We start from the raw sequence: 15,805 nt of genomic DNA, 5'->3' as shown, positions 1-15,805 counted from the left end.
ACTAGACGGCTGGGTTCGCCAGGATGGTAGTGATTCACGACGACACTGCTCCACTGTTTTTCGGACATCTCACCGCCAGGTTCTGTAAATCGGCCGGTGTGTCATCACCGGTGATATCGGGGCGAATTGCGCCGGCCGCACCGGCGGGTACGACGACGCTACGGACACCCCCGCGCTCCGCGCGTCCGCGCAGGGATCAGCCGCCGGTACACACGGCGTCGACCTTCCGGCCCCGCGGCTGCGCATCCCGCTTACCCGGGGCCGGGCGCCGGGCCGCCGCTGACGGCGGAGGCCGCCCACGGGGGAAGGGAAGGGGACCGGGGAGGGAAGACCGCACTGCACAGTGACGTGTATGTGCGCATACGCCCCTAGAAGCTCGCAGTCCAGACTGCTCATGGTGATGCCCAGTCACCAACTCGTGAGAAAGGGAGCCGAGCGGGGGTTCCGTATCTGGTCGGTATGGGATCCGTCGCAGTTGGAGGCCGACTTCGCGCCGCGCCTCGAAGAGGCCTCCGAGGAACTGCTGCTCACCGACTTCTCCGACGAGACCGCACTGCGCGAGACCATCGCGCGGACCGCGCGGCGCAACCGCATCGACGCCGTGCTGCACTGCGGACACGGCAGTTCCGTCCTGCCGGTGGTCCGGGAGGCGTGGCAGCTGGGGCTGTCCATGAACCCCCCGGCGGTGTACGAACGGCTCCGGTCCGGCGACGGGGAAGGACAGGTCCCCGCCGAGGCTCCCCGGGTCGGCGTCGAGACGCTGACCGTCGACGGGATCCATCACGTCGTGGGGATGACGGCCCAACGCACCACGGGCCCACCGGACTTCCTCGTCACCGGCTGGCTCCACCCGGCGCCCCTGACCGATGACGAACAGAAGTTCATCTCGGCGGTGGTCGAGGAGCGGCTGACGGCGAGCGGATACCGCTTCGGCCCGGCCCACACGGAGGTGGCGCTGCTGCCCTACGGGCCGCGGATCGTGTCCTGCCGCGCGCACCTGGGCGGTGACCGCATCCCCCTGCTCGTCGAGATCGCGCGGGGATTCGACCTGGAGGCGGCGGTCTTCACGGGTCTGCTGGGCAACCCCCCGGTCGTGCCGAAGGCCTCCCAGTACGCGGAGACCGGCTTCTTCCTGCTGCCCGAGGGGCGGCTGGAGACGTACACCGGCACGGAGGAGATCGCCGTGACCCCCTGGGTCCGCGGAGCCCGCTTCCCCTACACGGCCGGCGACCGGATAGAGCCGGTCGGCGATCCGCGCACCCGGCGCGCCTATGTGGTCGTGGAGGGGAGTACACCGGAGGTCACCCGCGAACGCGTCGCCAAGGCGCGGCAGGATCTCGTGGCCGATATCCGGCAGGTTGCCCGGTGACGCGCGCAGGGTAGTTGTGTTTTCCTTCTGCACGAGGCGAAGGCACGGAGGGACGGGAGCGCGGGAGCCGACATGCCTGGTGCGTGTGCTCAGCGCGATGATCTACCCTCTGGGGGCGTATGTCCCATCTCATCGCTGACGGGGGAGGATAAGGTGCGGGCCGCGACATCGGATCACATTGAAGGCGACACAGGTCCCAGACCGGAATTCGCCGTTCTGGGATCTCTGGAAGTCCGTTGCGGCCGCGAACTCATATCGGTCAACGGGGCGCTGCAACGGCGCGTTCTCGCGATGCTGCTCCTGGAAGCGGGGCGCGTCGTGCCCGTCTCCCGTCTGGTGGCGGCCGCATGGAACGACGAACCGCCGGACAGCGCCGAGCACCAGGTGCGCAAGACGGTCGCCAAACTGCGCAGCCGCATCCCCCACGGCCCCGACATCATCGTCACCGACGGGCCCGGGTACCGCGCGGACGTCGAACCGGATCAACTCGATCTGCTGTGCTACCAGGGGCTGTTGAGGCAGGCCAGGGTGGCACTGGAGGCGGCGGAGCCCGATCGGGCCGCGGCCCGGCTGCGTGAGGCGCTGGCCCTGTGGCGAGGGCCGGTGCTGTCCGGTTCCGGCGGCCGGGTGGTCGACGCCGCCTCGACGGCTCTGGAGGAGCAGCGGCTGACCGCCGCCGAGCAGCTCTACGACCTGTCCATCGACGCGGGCGAGGCCGCCGAGATCACGGGCGAGCTGCGGGTCCTCGTCGACGAGCATCCGCTGCGCGAGACGCTGCGCGGCCGGCTGATGCTCGCCCTCTACCACTCCGGCCAACAGGCGGCCGCACTCGACGAGTTCGCCCGCACCCGGGAACACCTCGCGGACGAACTGGGCATCGACCCCGGCGCGGAGCTGACCGGACTGCACGAGCGCATCCTGCGCCAGGACCCGTCCCTCGCCCGCCCGGAACGCGCGGTGGTGTCCCGTGCCCCGCGCCAGGCGGCGGAGGTCCCGCACGCACTGCCGTTCGACGTGCCCGACTTCTCCGGCCGCAGCGCGGAGCTGGAGTGGGTCTGCGACGCGGCCGGGAAGGCCCAGGAGGGGGCGCCGACGGTCCTGGCCCTGGACGGCATGGGCGGCGGCGGCAAGACGGCGCTGGCCATCCGCGCCGCCCACCAGCTGGCCGAGCAGTATCCGGACGGCAGTCTCTTCATCGACCTGCACGGCTTCACGCCGGGGCAGACGCCGCTCAGCGCGTTCCAGGCGCAGGGGGACCTGCTCGCCGCCGCCGGTGTCCCCAGCGAGGAGCTGCCCACGGTGCCGGCGGGACGTGCCGCGCGGTGGCAGTCGTACATGCGGGGCCGTCGCATGCTCCTGGTGCTGGACAACGCCGCCGCGTCGGAGCAGGTGCGGGAGCTGATCCCCGCCTCGTCCGACAGTCTGGTCCTGATCACCAGCCGTCCGCGGCTGACCGGACTGGACGGAGCCGAATGGATCTCCCTGGGCGCCCTTCCGGAGCCGGAGAGCCACCAGATCCTGCGCAACACCCTCGGTGCCGAACGCGTCGAGAGAGAGCCGGTCGCCGCCCGTGAACTGCTGCGCCTGTGCGGAGGGCTGCCGTTGGCGGTCCGCATCGCCGCGGCCCGGCTGGCGAACCGCCCGCAGTGGACGGTCCAGCGGCTCGTCGAGCGGCTGCGGGACCACGACCGGCGCCTGGACGAACTCACCAGCGAGGGCCGGGGAGTTGCGGGCGCCCTGCTGCTGTCGTACCAGTCCATGCCGCACGAACAGCGCACGGCCTTCCGGCTGCTGGGGCGCCACCCCGGACGCTATCTGGACGCCGAGGAGGCCGCCGCACTGCTGGACACCGATGTGCTGACGGCCGAGGACGTGCTCGAAGAACTGGTGGACGTACGGCTGTTGGAGGCCAGGGAGCCGGGCGTGTACGCGCTGCACGACCTGGTGCGCAGTTTCGTCCAGCGGGTCGCGCAGAGCCAGAAGGCGCCGGAGGACGCGCAGGCGGTACGGCGACTGATGGACCATTACCTGATCGCGGCGGAACACGCCTGCGACACCCTGTTCCCCGGACGGCGGACCTTCAAGGACGTCGGTGAACAGGGCCAGGGGCACGCCCAGTTCGACCACAAGGACAAGGCGCTCCAGTGGCTCGACCAGCACCGCGAGAGCCTGCTGGCGGCGGTGGACGCCGCGTACCACGAGGGGCTGCTGTGGCATGCCGCGCGGCTGCCGCGCGAGCTGGGCTTCCACTCCAGCATCCGCGCCTACGACGCCAGCGCGAACGCGGCGCTGGAGACGGGGGTCAGCGCGTCGCGGCAGCTCGGGGACCGCTCGCTGACCCGGCTGAACCTGATGAATCTGGCCATGGGCAAGTGGCGGCTGGGGCAGTTGAGCGAGGCCGTCGTCCGGCTGGAGGAAGCCGTGGACCTCTCCCGGCAGATGGACGACGTGCACAGCGAGGCGGAGTGCCGGGCCCGGTTGGGACAGGCCTGCAACAGCATGGGGGAGCTGGAACGCGCGCTGCACCTGTGCCAGGAGGCCAACGTACGGGCCCAGGAGCTCGGCTTCACCCGGCTCGACGGCTCCTCGCTGAGCACGCTCAGCCTGGTCCAGGTGCGGCTCGGGCTGTTCGACGAGGCGGCGGCGTCGGCGGAGCGGGCGGTGGCCATCTTCGACTCGATCAAGGAGATCCAGCTCTCCGTGGACGCGCTGAGCAATCTCTCCCAGGCGATCGAGCGCCTCGGCCGCTTCGAGGAGGCGCTCGCCTGGGCCGACGCGGCGCTGGAGCGATGTCAGCGCATGAGCATGCCCTCGGTGCTGCCGCTGGTGCTCGCCCGCAGAGCCGACGTGCTGGCGCGCATGGGGGAGCTGGACGAGGCGGCGGACAGCGCCGACCACGCACTCGCCAAGGCCACCAGCAGCACCGACGACATCCACCGGGCGACCGTGCACCTCTCGGTGGGACGGGTTCGCTATGCGCAGGGGGACCTGGGGACCGCGCAGGCGCAGCAGTTGCTGGCCCACGAGATCGCCTGCCGGATGGAGCTGCGCTACGAGGAGGCCTGCGCGCTGTGGGGCCTCGGCCGTACCGCCGAGGCCCAGGGGGACGCGCAGCTGGCGCAGCAGCACCGCTCCGCGGCGGACAACCTCTTCTCCCTCATGAAAGTCCCGGAGAACGCACGCTGAACCCCGCGGATCCCCCGGCTCGCGGGCAGGGGGATCGGGCGGGTGTCCGGAGGGGAACGCGCCGGGAAGGCGGATCGCGAACATCAGTGGAGTCGAAACGGCCTTCCTCTCCAAAGGAGTTCTCCCATGCGCTTCGCCCCTGTCGCCGCCGCCTCCGTCATCGCTCTCGGGGCGCTCGTGGGGGGTTTCACGACCTCCTCCGACACCGCCGCGCCGGCGACGGCCCAGCAGCGCACCGTCGCCTTCGCCCTGGCCTCCTCGGCGGACCTGCCCCTGTCCGGGACGGACAACAACGGCAACGGCTGACCGGGCGGGCCGCAGCCACCGGTTGCGGCCCCCGGTCCAGCCACCCGGAAGAGTCACTGCTCTGGGGCGAGCCTCGCGATAACGGGGCGCCGCGATCCCGTTCGTGACAGCGAGGCTTCTACCTAATCCTCAGCAGGGGGAAATCATGACTATTCGGGTGCTCATCTGTGATCAGCTGCCCGTGATCGCGGACGGTCTCAAGACCCTCCTCGACGCGGTGCCGGACATAGAAGTGATCGGCACCACCCACAACGGCATGGAAGCCATCGTCCTCGTCCGCACCATGCGGCCCGATGTCGTGGTCACGGATCTGGACCTCCAGACCATCTCCGGTCTGGAGCTGATCCGCAGACTCGGCAAGGAGGACGAGCCGCCCAGCGTCGTCGTGTTCACCGCCTCCGACGCCGACAAGACGGTGAGCGACGTGCTGCACGCCGGCGCGAGCTGTCTGCTCGGCAAGGAGGCGAGCCCGCAGGAGCTGATCACGGCCATCCAGGCGGCAGCCGCCGGACAGACCATGCTCGCGCCCAACATCGCGGAGCGTCTGGTCACCTGGTTCCGTGCGCAGCCGGAGCCCCAGGAGGCCGCGACCTGCCCGGAGATGACCGAGCTGACCCCGCGGGAACGGGAAGTGACCAGGATGGTCGCGCTCGGCATGTCCACCGAGGAGGTGGCCCGCGAGCTGATCATCGGCGAGGCCACGGTCCGCACCCACCTCTACCGCGTGCGGACCAAGCTCGGTGTCCGCGACCGCGCCGAACTCGTGTCCCTGGCCTACCGGACCGGCCTCACCCACTCGGCCGGCCGGCCCCTCGGCGACGAGAGAATGCTGTCGGCGGGGAGCCTGCGCGCCAGCTGATCCCCCAAGGCTCGCTGATCCCCTACGGCCCGCTCATCCCCTACGGCCGTTGATCCCCCAGGGCCGGACGGCCGCCGCGACCGGAAGTTCCGGGCCGGCCGCAGCGCGCCGCGCCGTCCGCACGAGGTCGGCGCCGACCGTCCGCCACAGCGCGGCGGGATCGCCGTACCGGACGGACTCGGCCGCGGCCAGCCGGAAGTACCGGTGCAGGCCCAGCTCCGCCGTCATCGCGCGGACCCCGCAGCTCTGCATGCTCAGCCGCACCACGTCGCGCGCGGTCTCGGCGGCCATCGCCAGCGCCGCTAGGGGCGCGGTGCCCACGGCGTCCGGCTCCGAGTCGACCGACCAGGCCCCCCGGTACACCGCCGCCCTGGTCGCGCGCAGCGTCACCAGGGCCCGCGCCAACGGGAACGAGACCGCGGGCAGATCACGCAGCCGAGTGCCGAACTGCCGCCGGAAGCCGGTGTATTGCACCGCGGTCCGGTGCGCGCCGTCGGCGATGCCCAGCAGGTAGGCGGCCTGCCGCAGACGCGCCCGGCCGAGCGGGCCGGCGGGCGAGCCGTCCAGCGGCCCGAGTACGTCCGCCGTGCCGACCGGTGTGGCGTCGAACCGGGCGACCGGCGGCCAGCACCCGCTCTCGACGGTGCAGCCGGGCGCCGTGCGCTCCACCGCGACGACCACCGGCTCGCCGCCCGTCCTGGTCGCCACCAGAAGTGTCCCCGCGCTCACGTCGTCGACCGTGACCGTGCCGGTCAGCTCCCAGCCACCGGCTCGCGGGGCCGCGGTGACCCCGCTGCCGGCCGGCAGCACCTCCCAGCCCGCCAGTGCCGCACCGGCCGGGCCGCCCAGGTCGGCCGCCGTCGCGTCGGCCCGGTAGGAGTTCCCGCGGGCCGCGCGGCCGAGCTCCTCGCTGACCAGCACCCCGGCCGTCAGGCCGAGGCCGAGGCCGCCCGCGGCGGCCGGCCGTTCGAAGTCCGACACGCCCAGTTCGTCGAGCACCGGCCTGGTGGGCCCGAGAGCTCCGTCGGTCACCGGCGCGCCGTGCAGCTCCATCCGGGCGGGGACGCCGGCCAGTCCCGTACGCAGGGCCTGGCGCAGCCGGACGGCGAGCGGATCGGGGGTGAGGTCCATGTCAGTGCTCCTCCTGTTCGATGGAGTCGAACGCGGCGGCCGTGATCTGGAGCATCACCTCGGAGGTACCTGCCGACAGTGTCAGCCCCGGCGCCTCCCGGTAGGCGGAGTCCAGGGTCAGAGCGGCCCTGCTGCGGTTCGCCCGCTGCCCGGGGCTGGGGATGCCGGTGGCCCACACCGCGATGCTCTGGGCGAGTTCGCTGCTGTGGTACTTGGCGACGGCCGTCGAGACCTGGTCGATCCGGTCCGCCGCGAGGCCGGTGAGGACCTCCCAGGCCAGGACGTGGTCGGCCGTCAGTGCGCCGTACCAGCGGCCGAGCTGTTCCAGTCGGTCGTCGTGCGCGGAGCCCGGGTCGCCGTCGGCCAGCGCGTCCAGCGCGGCCCGGAGCCAGTGCTCCGCCTTGAGGTGGTAGTCGAGACCGGTGCGTTCGATGGCCAGTGCCTCGTTGAGCAGCGGCCATCCCTCGTCGCGCGGACCGAGGAGGTCCTCGCCCGGCACCGGGACCGAGTCGAGGTCCACCCGGTGGAAGTGCTCGTCGCCGACGCCGGGTATCACCGACACCGTCACACCGGGGGCGCCCATGTCGACCAGGAACAGGCTGATTCCCTGGTACTTCCCGGCACCGGGCGTCGTACGGGCCGCGCACAGTCCCAGGTCGACGAAGCGCGTCTTGAGGCTGAACACCTTCGTGCCGGTGATCCGGTAGCCGTCGCCGTCGGGTTCGGCCACGGCCCGCAGCGCACCGAGGTCCGAGGCCGCGTCCGGCTCGGTGTAGAGCACCGAGGCGAAACTCTCGCCGCGCGCCAGCGCGGGCAGGTACCGGCGTTTCTGCTCGTGGCTGCCCGCCATCAGCAGGAACTGGCCGACGATCTGGATGGTGTTGACATGGAAGGTGTCCGGCACTCCCGCGCGCACCAGCTCCTCGGCGACGATCGCCGCGTCGGTCAGCGGGCGGCCCTGTCCGCCGAACTCGACGGGCCAGTGCACGGCCAGCAGGCCCAGCCTGCCGAGCAGCCGGTAGAGCGGACGGGCGTCCGGCTCGACACCGTCGGCGCCGGTGGCCTCCGCCGCCGCGGCACGCACCTCGGCGGAGCGCAGGGCCGCGCGCACCTGTGCCCGGAACCGTTGTTGATCCTCGGTGAATCCGAACCGCATGGACGTCTCCTCAAGAGGCGAGCGACTCTTCGATCGCCGCGACGACCCGGCTCAACGCCGGTTCCGTGAAAAGGGTGTAGTGGTCGCCGGGTACGCTCTCGGCCCGGAACGGGCCCGTGCACACCGTCCGCCACTGCTCCTCCATGGCGAGGTGGGGCGTGGCGGTGAGCACGGTGACCGGTCCGCCGTACGGACCCGGCGGGCGGTAGGCCTGCATGGACAGGGCGCAGGACCGGAAGGTCTCGAAGCGGGAGGCCAACTCCTGCCCGGTGAGCCCCGTTTCGACGCCGAGGCGGGTCAGTGACTCCTTGACGTCGGCCGCACCGACGGCCGGGTCGTCGAGGACCGCGCGCACCCGGGGACCGTCGCGTCCCGTCAGCCTGGCGACGTCGTGCACGAACCGCTGCCGTACCGTCGCCTCGTCGAGGGGGACACGGTCCTCGTCGTAGGCGGCGTCCAGCAGGACCAACGGCGGTTGCTGCCCGGTCTTGTGCTCGATCTGCCGGGCGACCTCGAAGGCGAGCACACCGCCGTAGGACCAGCCGGCCAGGCAGTACGACGAGGGCGGTCCGGCTTCGAGCAGCGCGTGCGCGATCCTGGTGGCGGTCGCCGCCAGCGCGTCCTGCGGAGCGACGAGGGCGTCGCGCGGATCGGCGGCGAAGCCGCTCACCCCGACGTCCTCGCGCAGCGCCCTGGCCAGCGGTATGTAGCAGAACAGTTCACCGCCCGAGGGATGCAGCAGGATCGCCTGGGCCGGACCCGACGCACGCATCACCACCGGCGCCCGGTCACCGCCCGGCGCGCTCTTCTGTCCGGACGGGCTCTCCAGCGCGTCGAGCGGATCGCCCGCCTCGTCGCCGCGTGCGGCGCGGACGGTGTCGACGGTGGCGGCCAGATGGGCGACGGTGGGCGAGGCGAAGAAGTCGCCGAGTGCGATCTCCACCCCGAACCTGCGGTTGATCGCCGACATCAGCTGCACGGCCTGGAGGCTGTTGCCGCCGGCCAGGAAGAAGTCGTCGCGCACACCGATCCGGTCGTCGTGCAGCAGGGGGGCGAGCACATCGCGCAGCAGCGCGCGTTCCGTCGCGGTGAGCGTCTCGTCGCCGGCCTCCTCGCCCGTGCGGCTCAGGTCCGGTGCGGGCAGCCTGCGCCAGTCGACCTTGCCGCTGCTGGTGAGCGGAAGCTCGTCGAGGACCACGAAGTACGACGGGATCATGTACGACGGCAGGTGCGTGCCCAGATGCGCACGCACCGCGGGCACCTGCTGCTCGGTGACCCCGGTCAGATGGCCGACCAGGTGCTTGTCCCCGTTGTCGTCGGTCCACGCGCGTACGCTGACCGGCCCGATGCCGTCGAAGCCGGTCAACGCCGACTCCACCTCGCCCAGTTCGATCCGCAGTCCGCGGATCTTGACCTGCTGGTCGATCCGGCCGAGGAAGACGAGCCGTCCGTCCGCCAGCCGTTTCACCAGGTCCCCGGTCCGGTACAGCCGTCCGCCGGGCGCGGTGCCGAACGGGTCGGCGATGAACTTCTCCGCGGTCAGCTCATCCCGGTTGAGATAGCCGCGCGCCAACCCGGCGCCTCCGATGACCAGTTCACCCGGCACCCCGACGGGCACCCGGCGCAGGTCGCGGTCGAGCACGTGCGCCACATGGTTGGCCATGGGCAGACCGATCGGCGGTGAGGCGTCCCAGCTGCCCGGACACTCCTCCACGATCATCGTCACCGTGCACTCGGTCGGGCCGTAGCCGTTGAACAGCCGCCTGCCCGGATTCCACCGGTTCACCAGCTCGCCGCTGAACGCCTCGCCGCCGACGAACGCGATCCGCAGGTCGGTGAACCGCTCGGGTGCCAGCAGCGGCATCACGGTCGGGGGCAGGTCGATGACGGTGATGCCGGCCTGCTCCATCAGCGACTGGAGCCGCTCGACGGACAGCCGTTCGTCGTCGGTCGCCACGCACAGCCGGGCGCCGGTCAGCAGCGCCGAGAACGTCTCGAACACGGAGACGTCGAAGGTCGTCGAGGCGAACCCGAGCACCCGGTCGGCCGCGGTCAGGTCGAACAACTCCCGTGTGGAGTCGATGAAGTTGACCACGCCCCGGTGCTCCAGCAGCACCCCCTTCGGCTTGCCGGTGCTGCCGGAGGTGTAGATGACGTACGCGACGTCGCCGGGCCGCGCCGCGAGCGGGGGGTTGTGGCCGGGCAGCGCCGCCAGTTCCTCGCGGACGTCGTCCAGTGTCACGACGGGCGCGTCGACCTCGCTCAGGGCCCGGCCGGTCCCGGCGTGCGCGATCACCGTCCGGACGCCCGCGTCGGCGGCGATCTCCGCGACCCGCCCGCAGGGATGTGCCGGGTCGAGCGGCACATAGGCCGCGCCGGTCTTGAGCACCGCGAGGATCGCGGTCGGCACGTCCACGTTCCTGCGCAGGCACAGGCCGACCCGGTCGCCCGGTCCGACGCCGCGCCCGCGCAGCAGGGCGGCGAGCCGGTTCGCCCGGGTGTTGAGCTCGGCGTAGCCGGTCCCGACGCCGGAGACGACGACCGCCACGCTGTCGGGCGCCTCCTGGACGCGTGCCTCGAACTCCGCCACGACCGTCGACTCGCGGACCGGCCGCACCGGGCCCTGGCCGGCCCCGTCCAGGAACTCCAGGTCCGCCGCGCTCAGTACCTCGGCGGTGGACAGGGGGGCGTCCGGTGCGGCGGTCAGGGTGTGCAGCAGCCCGTCGTAGTGCCGGGCGAACCGGGCGACGCTCCCGGCGTCGAACAGGTCGGTGCCGAACTCGACGGCGAGGGGGGCGTCGGCTCCGGGAGCCGCCGGCTCCACCAGGTTCCAGCTCATGTCGAACCGGGAGGTGCCGGTCGGGACGTCCTCGTGCGAGAGGGTGACACCGGGCAGGCCGGTCGTGGTGTCCGGGCTCTGCGCACCGGGGCTCTCCACCCCGAACACGATCTGGAAGAGCGGCGAGCGCGAGGGGTCGAGGACCGGGTCCACCGCGTCGATCAGCTGGTCGAAGGGCAGACCGCCCCGCTCGGACGCCTCGGCCGCGACCCGCCCGACCCGCCGGACCAGCTCGCGGAAGGTCGGGTCGCCGGAGACGTCCGCGCGCAGCATCCGCAGGTCGGCGAAGAGACCGATCACCGAGTCCACGGCGTCGTGCCGCCGGTTCGCGTCGGGCGAGCCGATCACCAGGTCGTCCAGGCCCGAGTAGCGGTGCAGCAGCGCGAAGAAGGCGGCGACGAGGACGTCGGACGGGCTCACGCCCTCCTGCCGGGCCAGTTCCCCCGCCCGCTCCAGGGCCTCGTGCCCGACGGTGGCACGGACCGTGTCGCCCGCGAAGGTCCGTATCTCGCCCCGTGGCCGGTCGGTCGGGAACTCCAGCACCTCGGCCCCGGCCAGCTTCTCCCGCCAGTACGCGGCGAGTTCGTCCAGCTCGGCGCCGCCGAGCCGGTCGCGCTGCCACACCGCGTGGTCCGGGTACTGCACCGCGAGGGCGGGCAGCCGGGGTACGTCGCCGTCGCGCGAGGACCGGTAGAACTCGGCGAGGTCACGCCGCAGCACCCCGCGCGAGCGGGCGTCGCAGACGACGGCGGGTACGTGGAACAGGAACAGGTGGTCGTCCGGCGCCACCCGGACGAGCAGCGCGCGCCACATCGGCGTCCGGGCCGGGTCGAGGGGTTCGGCGACCCGGCCCGCGATCAGCGCCCGCGCGGCGGCCAGCCGCTGGTCGTGGTCGCCGCCCGCCACCTCGACCACCGGCAGTTCGACCGGGACCTCGGTGGCGACGACCTGCAGCACGGTGCCCTCGCGCGGCACGATCGCGGTCCGCAGCGCCTCGTGCCTGGCCACGACCGCGGCCAGCGCCGAGCGCAGCGCGTCCGGGTCCAGTGCGCCCCGCAGCCGCAGGCACAGCGGCGTGCCGGAGTCGGGGCTGTCCGGCGCCGCCTGGTCGAGGAACCGCAGGGTCTGCTGGGCGGGTGTCAGCGGCGCAGGACCGGTGGTGCCGCGCGCCGTGGGGCCGCGCCCCGCCACGGCCTGAGCGTGTTCCCGCAGCCGGGCGAGGAACCGTGCGCGGCGCGGTGCGGGCAGCGCGGCGAGGCGCCGGGTCATGTCGGTCACCTGAGACTCCTCACGGGCTGCGGCGCGTCGCCGGTCCGGTCGTCCGAGCGCACGGGCAGGTGGGCCAACTCGGAGATGGCAGTGGCCAGTACGTCGATGCCGCGCAGGTAGTCGGAGAGCACGATGTGCTCGTCGTCGGCGTGGTCGAGGCTGCTGTCGCCCGGCCCGTAGGTCGCCATCGGGATGTCCCAGACCTCGGCGAGGGTGTTCATGTCCGAGGTGGCCGTCTTCACCACGAGGCGCGGCCTGGCGTGCAGTTGCCGGATGCCGGACACCAGCGCGCGCACCACCGGGTCGGCCCGGCCGACCCGGCAGGCCGCCACCGAGTTCAGCACGTCGAGGTGGCCGGCCGGGAGCCGGTCACGCAGCCCGTTCACCAGCTCGTCGACGTCGAATCCCGGGGGGATGCGGATGCTGAGATCCGCCGTCGCGCTGGTCAGGTCGCCGTTGAGCCGGCACAGGGTCGCACCGGGCCGGTCGAACACACCGTGGCTCGCGTCCGGCCCGAGCAGCTCGACCAGCGCGTCCCAACAGGCGACGGCCAGTTCGGACGCCTTGGGCACCGGGTTGCTCGGGTGGGTGGCGGGACACTTGACGGTGTAACGCAGGTCCAGCTTGCCCTTGTAGCCGAGCACCACGCTCGACCAGCCGCTGGGTTCGCCGATGATCAGCGCGTCCGGCCGGGCATGGGTGGCGCGGATCGCCATCGCGCCACGCGAGCGCGGGGTCTCCTCCTCGACGACGCCGACCACCACGATCCGGCCGGGGAAGTCCACCGCGCCGGCCGCGGCACAGATCATCGCCGCGAGCGGTCCCTTCGCGTCCACCGCGCCGCGGCCGTAGAGCCTGCCGTCCTCGGAGCGGACCGGGAACTGGCCCGGGACGGTGTCCATGTGCCCGAGGAGCATCAGGGTCGGGCCGGGACCGCGTTCGATCACGCCGATCACGTTGCCGACGCCGTCGATGTGCGCCCGGAAGCCCAGGTCCGTCATCGCCTCGGCCAGGTAGTCGGCCAGTTGGTGTTCCTGGTAGGAGGAGGAGGGGATCTCCAGCATCTCGCGCAGCAGTCCGGCGGCGTACGTCTCGGTGACGGCGCCGGAAGAAGTGAACGCCCAGTTCATCGTTGCGCTCGTTCCAGTAGGTGGTCGACGATGTGGTCCGCGACGTCGACCCGGTCGGCGAGCGCGGACTGGAAGCCGGAGAACTCGACCCGGTGATTGACCTCCAGGACCAGCAGCCGGCCGTCGCGGTCCTCGATCAGATCGACACCGGCGATGTCGGCGCCGACGGCGGCGGCCGCGGCCAGGGAGAGCTTGTCGATCTCCGGGGTCACCTCGCACGGCCGGGTCTGCCCGCCGAGGGCCACATTGGTGCGCAGGGTCTCGCCGGTCCGGTAGACGGCGCCCAGCACCTGACCGCCGACCACGATCACCCTGATGTCCCGGTCGGGTTTCTCGATCAGCTCCTGCACGTACACGAGGTGCGACTGCGGGCCGGGCAGCGCGGCGGCGTACTCCAGCACCCCTTCCGCACCGGCGCGGTCGGGCAGCCGGACCACCAGCCGGCCCCATGAGCCGACCAGCGGTTTGATCACCGCCGGGTAGCCGATGGAGTCCAGGGCGGCCAGCGCGGCCTGCGGGGTGAGGGCGAGAGCGGTGCGGGGAGTCGGTATCCCGGCCGCCTCCAGGGCGGTGGTGGTGAGCCATTTGTCGCCGCACACCTCGGTCGCGTGCGCGCTGTTGACCACGTCGACTCCCGCGGCGGTGAGGCAGCGGGCCGCGTACGCGGCCCGGACCTGACCGATCTCCCGGTTCAGCGCGAGACTCCAGGGCCGCTCACGCCGGCCGGCCAGGAACCACTGCCGGCGCGTGTCGACATGGTCGAAGGGGACACCTCGCCGGTCGAACGCGTCAAACAGCCTCTTCTCGTCCGCGCCGACCCTGCTGGCGAGCACCGCCATCCTGCGGTCACCTGGGCGCTCCGGTGTCGCTGACACGTGACCTCCGTATGAGAACCAGTGGTTGGTAGGACGGCATGACCGGCCTTCCGTACAGAAAGGAAACTATGGGCGGAGCGAGCTCGCGGACGTCCGCGGGAAGTTTATTCACGGGTGCTCGCCGTGTTGGCTCCTCCCGCCGGGGCTGCGAATTCTGATTACCTGTCCGCGACGGTCGCCGTGCCACTCTTGAACGGATTCGAATACCTTCCGCAATAGTTCACCGCTGTCAGAGAAGAGGGGGAATTGTGGGACACGAATCGGAGCGGATCCCGGTGCTCGCCCTGTGGAGTGCGCCGCGCTGCCGCTCCACCGCGTTCGCACGGATGATGACGGAGCGGGGCGACCGCGCCGTCGTGCACGAACCGTTCTCCCGAGTGGTCGACTTCGGTGAGGTGGAGGTCGGCGGCCGGATCGCGCGCGACGAGCAGGACGTGCTCGCGGCGCTGCGTGCCATCGCGACGGAGGGGCCGGTGTTCTTCAAGGACACCACGGACTTCCACTACCCGGCGCTCCTGGCCGACGAGGACTTCCTCTCGGTCGCGACACACACCTTCATCATCCGCGACCCGGCCGAGGCCATCGCCTCGCACCATGCGCTCAACCCGGACCTCGGCCGCGACGAGATCGGCTTCGCCCGGCTGTACGAGATCTTCGCCGCCGTGCAGGCCGCCACCGGCACCACGCCGGTCGTGATCGACTCCGACGACCTGCTGGACCGGCCGGCCGACACCGTACGGGCGTACTGCGCGGCCGTGGGCATCCCGTTCCTGCCGGACGCGCTGAGCTGGCAGCCGGGCATGCGCTCGGAGTGGCGGTCGACCGGCAGATGGCACAGGTCGACCAGTGAGACCGCCGGCTTCACCCGGAGCGGCGGCGGCAGCGCCGAGGCGGTCGCGGCGGACCCGGTGCTGCGCGCCCACCGCGACCACCACCAGCCGTACTACGAGAAGCTGCGCGCCGTCGCGCTCCGGCCGTGACCGCTCGGAGCGCAATAGTCACCATGATTACCCGGCGAGTGCACGTGACGGCGATTCGGGTATTCAGGGTGGTTACGGTGCGGACGAAAAATGTGAACGACCGGGCTACGTATGGAATGTAAGGCGGTGTTTCAGTGAGTGTCAGAACAGCAGTTTACGAACCGGTCGACGTTTCCGGTCATCGCAACAACACGGCCATCTCCGCGGCGACGGAGACCAGGGCGGGCGCGTTCAATGTATGGAGAAACTCTTTCGCGGCCGAATACCTGCCCGCGGGCGGGAGCCTCGTCCACGTGGACGGTGTCCCCTTCGAGTTCCCCCCGGTCTGCGACGGGCCGGACAACATCCGCTGCTCCGGACAGTTCATCCGGGTCCCCGAGGGCCGCTACGACTGGATCCACGTCCTGGCGGCGTCCGAACGGCGCTGCGAGGACACCGTGGAGCTGAGCTTCGCCGACGGCTCCGTGGACACGGAACCGCTGCGGGTCTCCGACTTCTGGGCGGCACCCGCATGGTTCGGCGAGGTCAAGGCGTTCGAGAGCCTCGTCATGCACTACCCGCACCATGTGCAACGCGGTGTTCCGGCGGTGATGTGGGCGCAGCGCGTGCCGGTCACCCGGCGGGCCGGCCTCACCGGCATCCTGCTGCCCCGCAATGTCGCGGTGCATGTCTTCGCCGTCACCCTCCAGCGGACGGAGACCTGAC

General features: G+C 71.8%; 11 protein-coding genes. 6 read left to right on the top strand and 5 right to left on the bottom strand.

Annotated features, from left to right (window positions below; all coding sequences use genetic code 11):
- Positions 1-418: 418 nt before the first annotated feature.
- From ACZ7OY_RS09820 to ACZ7OY_RS09805, 4 genes are all read left to right on the top strand, one after another.
- Positions 419-1,369, top strand: coding sequence for a phosphoribosylglycinamide synthetase (locus ACZ7OY_RS09820; RefSeq protein WP_471910909.1), 951 nt, complete (start codon positions 419-421; stop codon positions 1,367-1,369).
- A gap of 153 nt (positions 1,370-1,522) precedes the next feature.
- Positions 1,523-4,555 (top strand): AfsR/SARP family transcriptional regulator, encoded by a 3,033-nt coding sequence (locus tag ACZ7OY_RS09815; protein ID WP_471910908.1) that lies wholly within the window; start codon positions 1,523-1,525, stop codon positions 4,553-4,555.
- Positions 4,556-4,681: 126 nt separating this feature from the next.
- A complete protein-coding gene (locus ACZ7OY_RS09810) occupies positions 4,682-4,861 on the top strand; it encodes a hypothetical protein (protein ID WP_471910907.1) in 180 nt (59 codons plus the stop codon).
- 145 nt (positions 4,862-5,006) lie between these two features.
- Complete coding sequence (locus ACZ7OY_RS09805) at positions 5,007-5,720, top strand: response regulator (RefSeq protein WP_471910906.1); 714 nt, start codon at positions 5,007-5,009, stop codon at positions 5,718-5,720.
- Between the two features lie 33 nt (positions 5,721-5,753).
- Here ACZ7OY_RS09805 and ACZ7OY_RS09800 read toward each other — a convergent pair whose 3' ends face one another.
- From ACZ7OY_RS09800 to lysX, 5 genes are read right to left on the bottom strand one after another with little or no spacing between them, the layout of a single operon-like run.
- Positions 5,754-6,851, bottom strand: a complete 1,098-nt coding sequence (locus tag ACZ7OY_RS09800; RefSeq protein ID WP_471910905.1) for an acyl-CoA dehydrogenase family protein — start codon at positions 6,849-6,851, stop codon at positions 5,754-5,756.
- A gap of 1 nt (position 6,852) precedes the next feature.
- On the bottom strand, positions 6,853-8,007 hold the full coding sequence (locus tag ACZ7OY_RS09795; RefSeq protein ID WP_471910904.1) for an acyl-CoA dehydrogenase family protein: 1,155 nt from the start codon (positions 8,005-8,007) through the stop codon (positions 6,853-6,855).
- A gap of 10 nt (positions 8,008-8,017) precedes the next feature.
- Positions 8,018-12,115 (bottom strand): non-ribosomal peptide synthetase, encoded by a 4,098-nt coding sequence (locus ACZ7OY_RS09790; protein ID WP_471911205.1) that lies wholly within the window; start codon positions 12,113-12,115, stop codon positions 8,018-8,020.
- A 5-nt stretch (positions 12,116-12,120) separates the two neighbouring features.
- Positions 12,121-13,245 carry a M20/M25/M40 family metallo-hydrolase gene (locus ACZ7OY_RS09785; protein WP_471910903.1) on the bottom strand — a complete coding sequence of 375 codons (1,125 nt, stop codon included), beginning with the start codon at positions 13,243-13,245 and terminating at the stop codon, positions 12,121-12,123.
- Positions 13,242-14,120 (bottom strand): lysine biosynthesis protein LysX, encoded by an 879-nt coding sequence (lysX, locus tag ACZ7OY_RS09780; RefSeq protein WP_471910902.1) that lies wholly within the window; start codon positions 14,118-14,120, stop codon positions 13,242-13,244. Before lysX ends, ACZ7OY_RS09785 begins: the two co-directional genes overlap by 4 nt.
- Before the next feature lie 248 nt (positions 14,121-14,368).
- On the opposite strand from lysX, the gene ACZ7OY_RS09775 reads away from it, so the two are divergent.
- Both ACZ7OY_RS09775 and ACZ7OY_RS09770 read left to right on the top strand, forming a co-directional pair.
- Positions 14,369-15,100, top strand: a complete 732-nt coding sequence (locus ACZ7OY_RS09775) for a sulfotransferase-like domain-containing protein (RefSeq protein WP_471910901.1) — start codon at positions 14,369-14,371, stop codon at positions 15,098-15,100.
- A gap of 134 nt (positions 15,101-15,234) precedes the next feature.
- The gene (locus ACZ7OY_RS09770; RefSeq protein WP_351602660.1) at positions 15,235-15,804 is read left to right on the top strand and encodes a hypothetical protein; all 570 of its coding nucleotides are present in this window, start codon (positions 15,235-15,237) and stop codon (positions 15,802-15,804) included.
- Position 15,805: the final 1 nt, after the last annotated feature.

It is taken from the genome of Streptomyces sp. NPDC107559 (genome assembly GCF_055657365.1).
The sequence above is the reverse complement of the archived record's forward strand: the minus strand, read 5'-3'. Positions and strand labels throughout refer to the sequence as shown.

Bases quoted from the DNA above. Each gene is read 5' to 3' on its own strand.
- ACZ7OY_RS09810 (WP_471910907.1), top strand. From the start codon at position 4,682: ATGCGCTTCGCCCCTGTCGCCGCCGCCTCCGTCATCGCTCTCGGGGCG.
- ACZ7OY_RS09805 (WP_471910906.1), top strand. From the start codon at position 5,007: ATGACTATTCGGGTGCTCATCTGTGATCAGCTGCCCGTGATCGCGGAC.
- ACZ7OY_RS09790 (WP_471911205.1), bottom strand. From the start codon at position 12,115: ATGACCCGGCGCCTCGCCGCGCTGCCCGCACCGCGCCGCGCACGGTTC.
- ACZ7OY_RS09800 (WP_471910905.1), bottom strand. From the start codon at position 6,851: ATGGACCTCACCCCCGATCCGCTCGCCGTCCGGCTGCGCCAGGCCCTG.
- ACZ7OY_RS09785 (WP_471910903.1), bottom strand. From the start codon at position 13,245: ATGAACTGGGCGTTCACTTCTTCCGGCGCCGTCACCGAGACGTACGCC.
- ACZ7OY_RS09795 (WP_471910904.1), bottom strand. From the start codon at position 8,007: ATGCGGTTCGGATTCACCGAGGATCAACAACGGTTCCGGGCACAGGTG.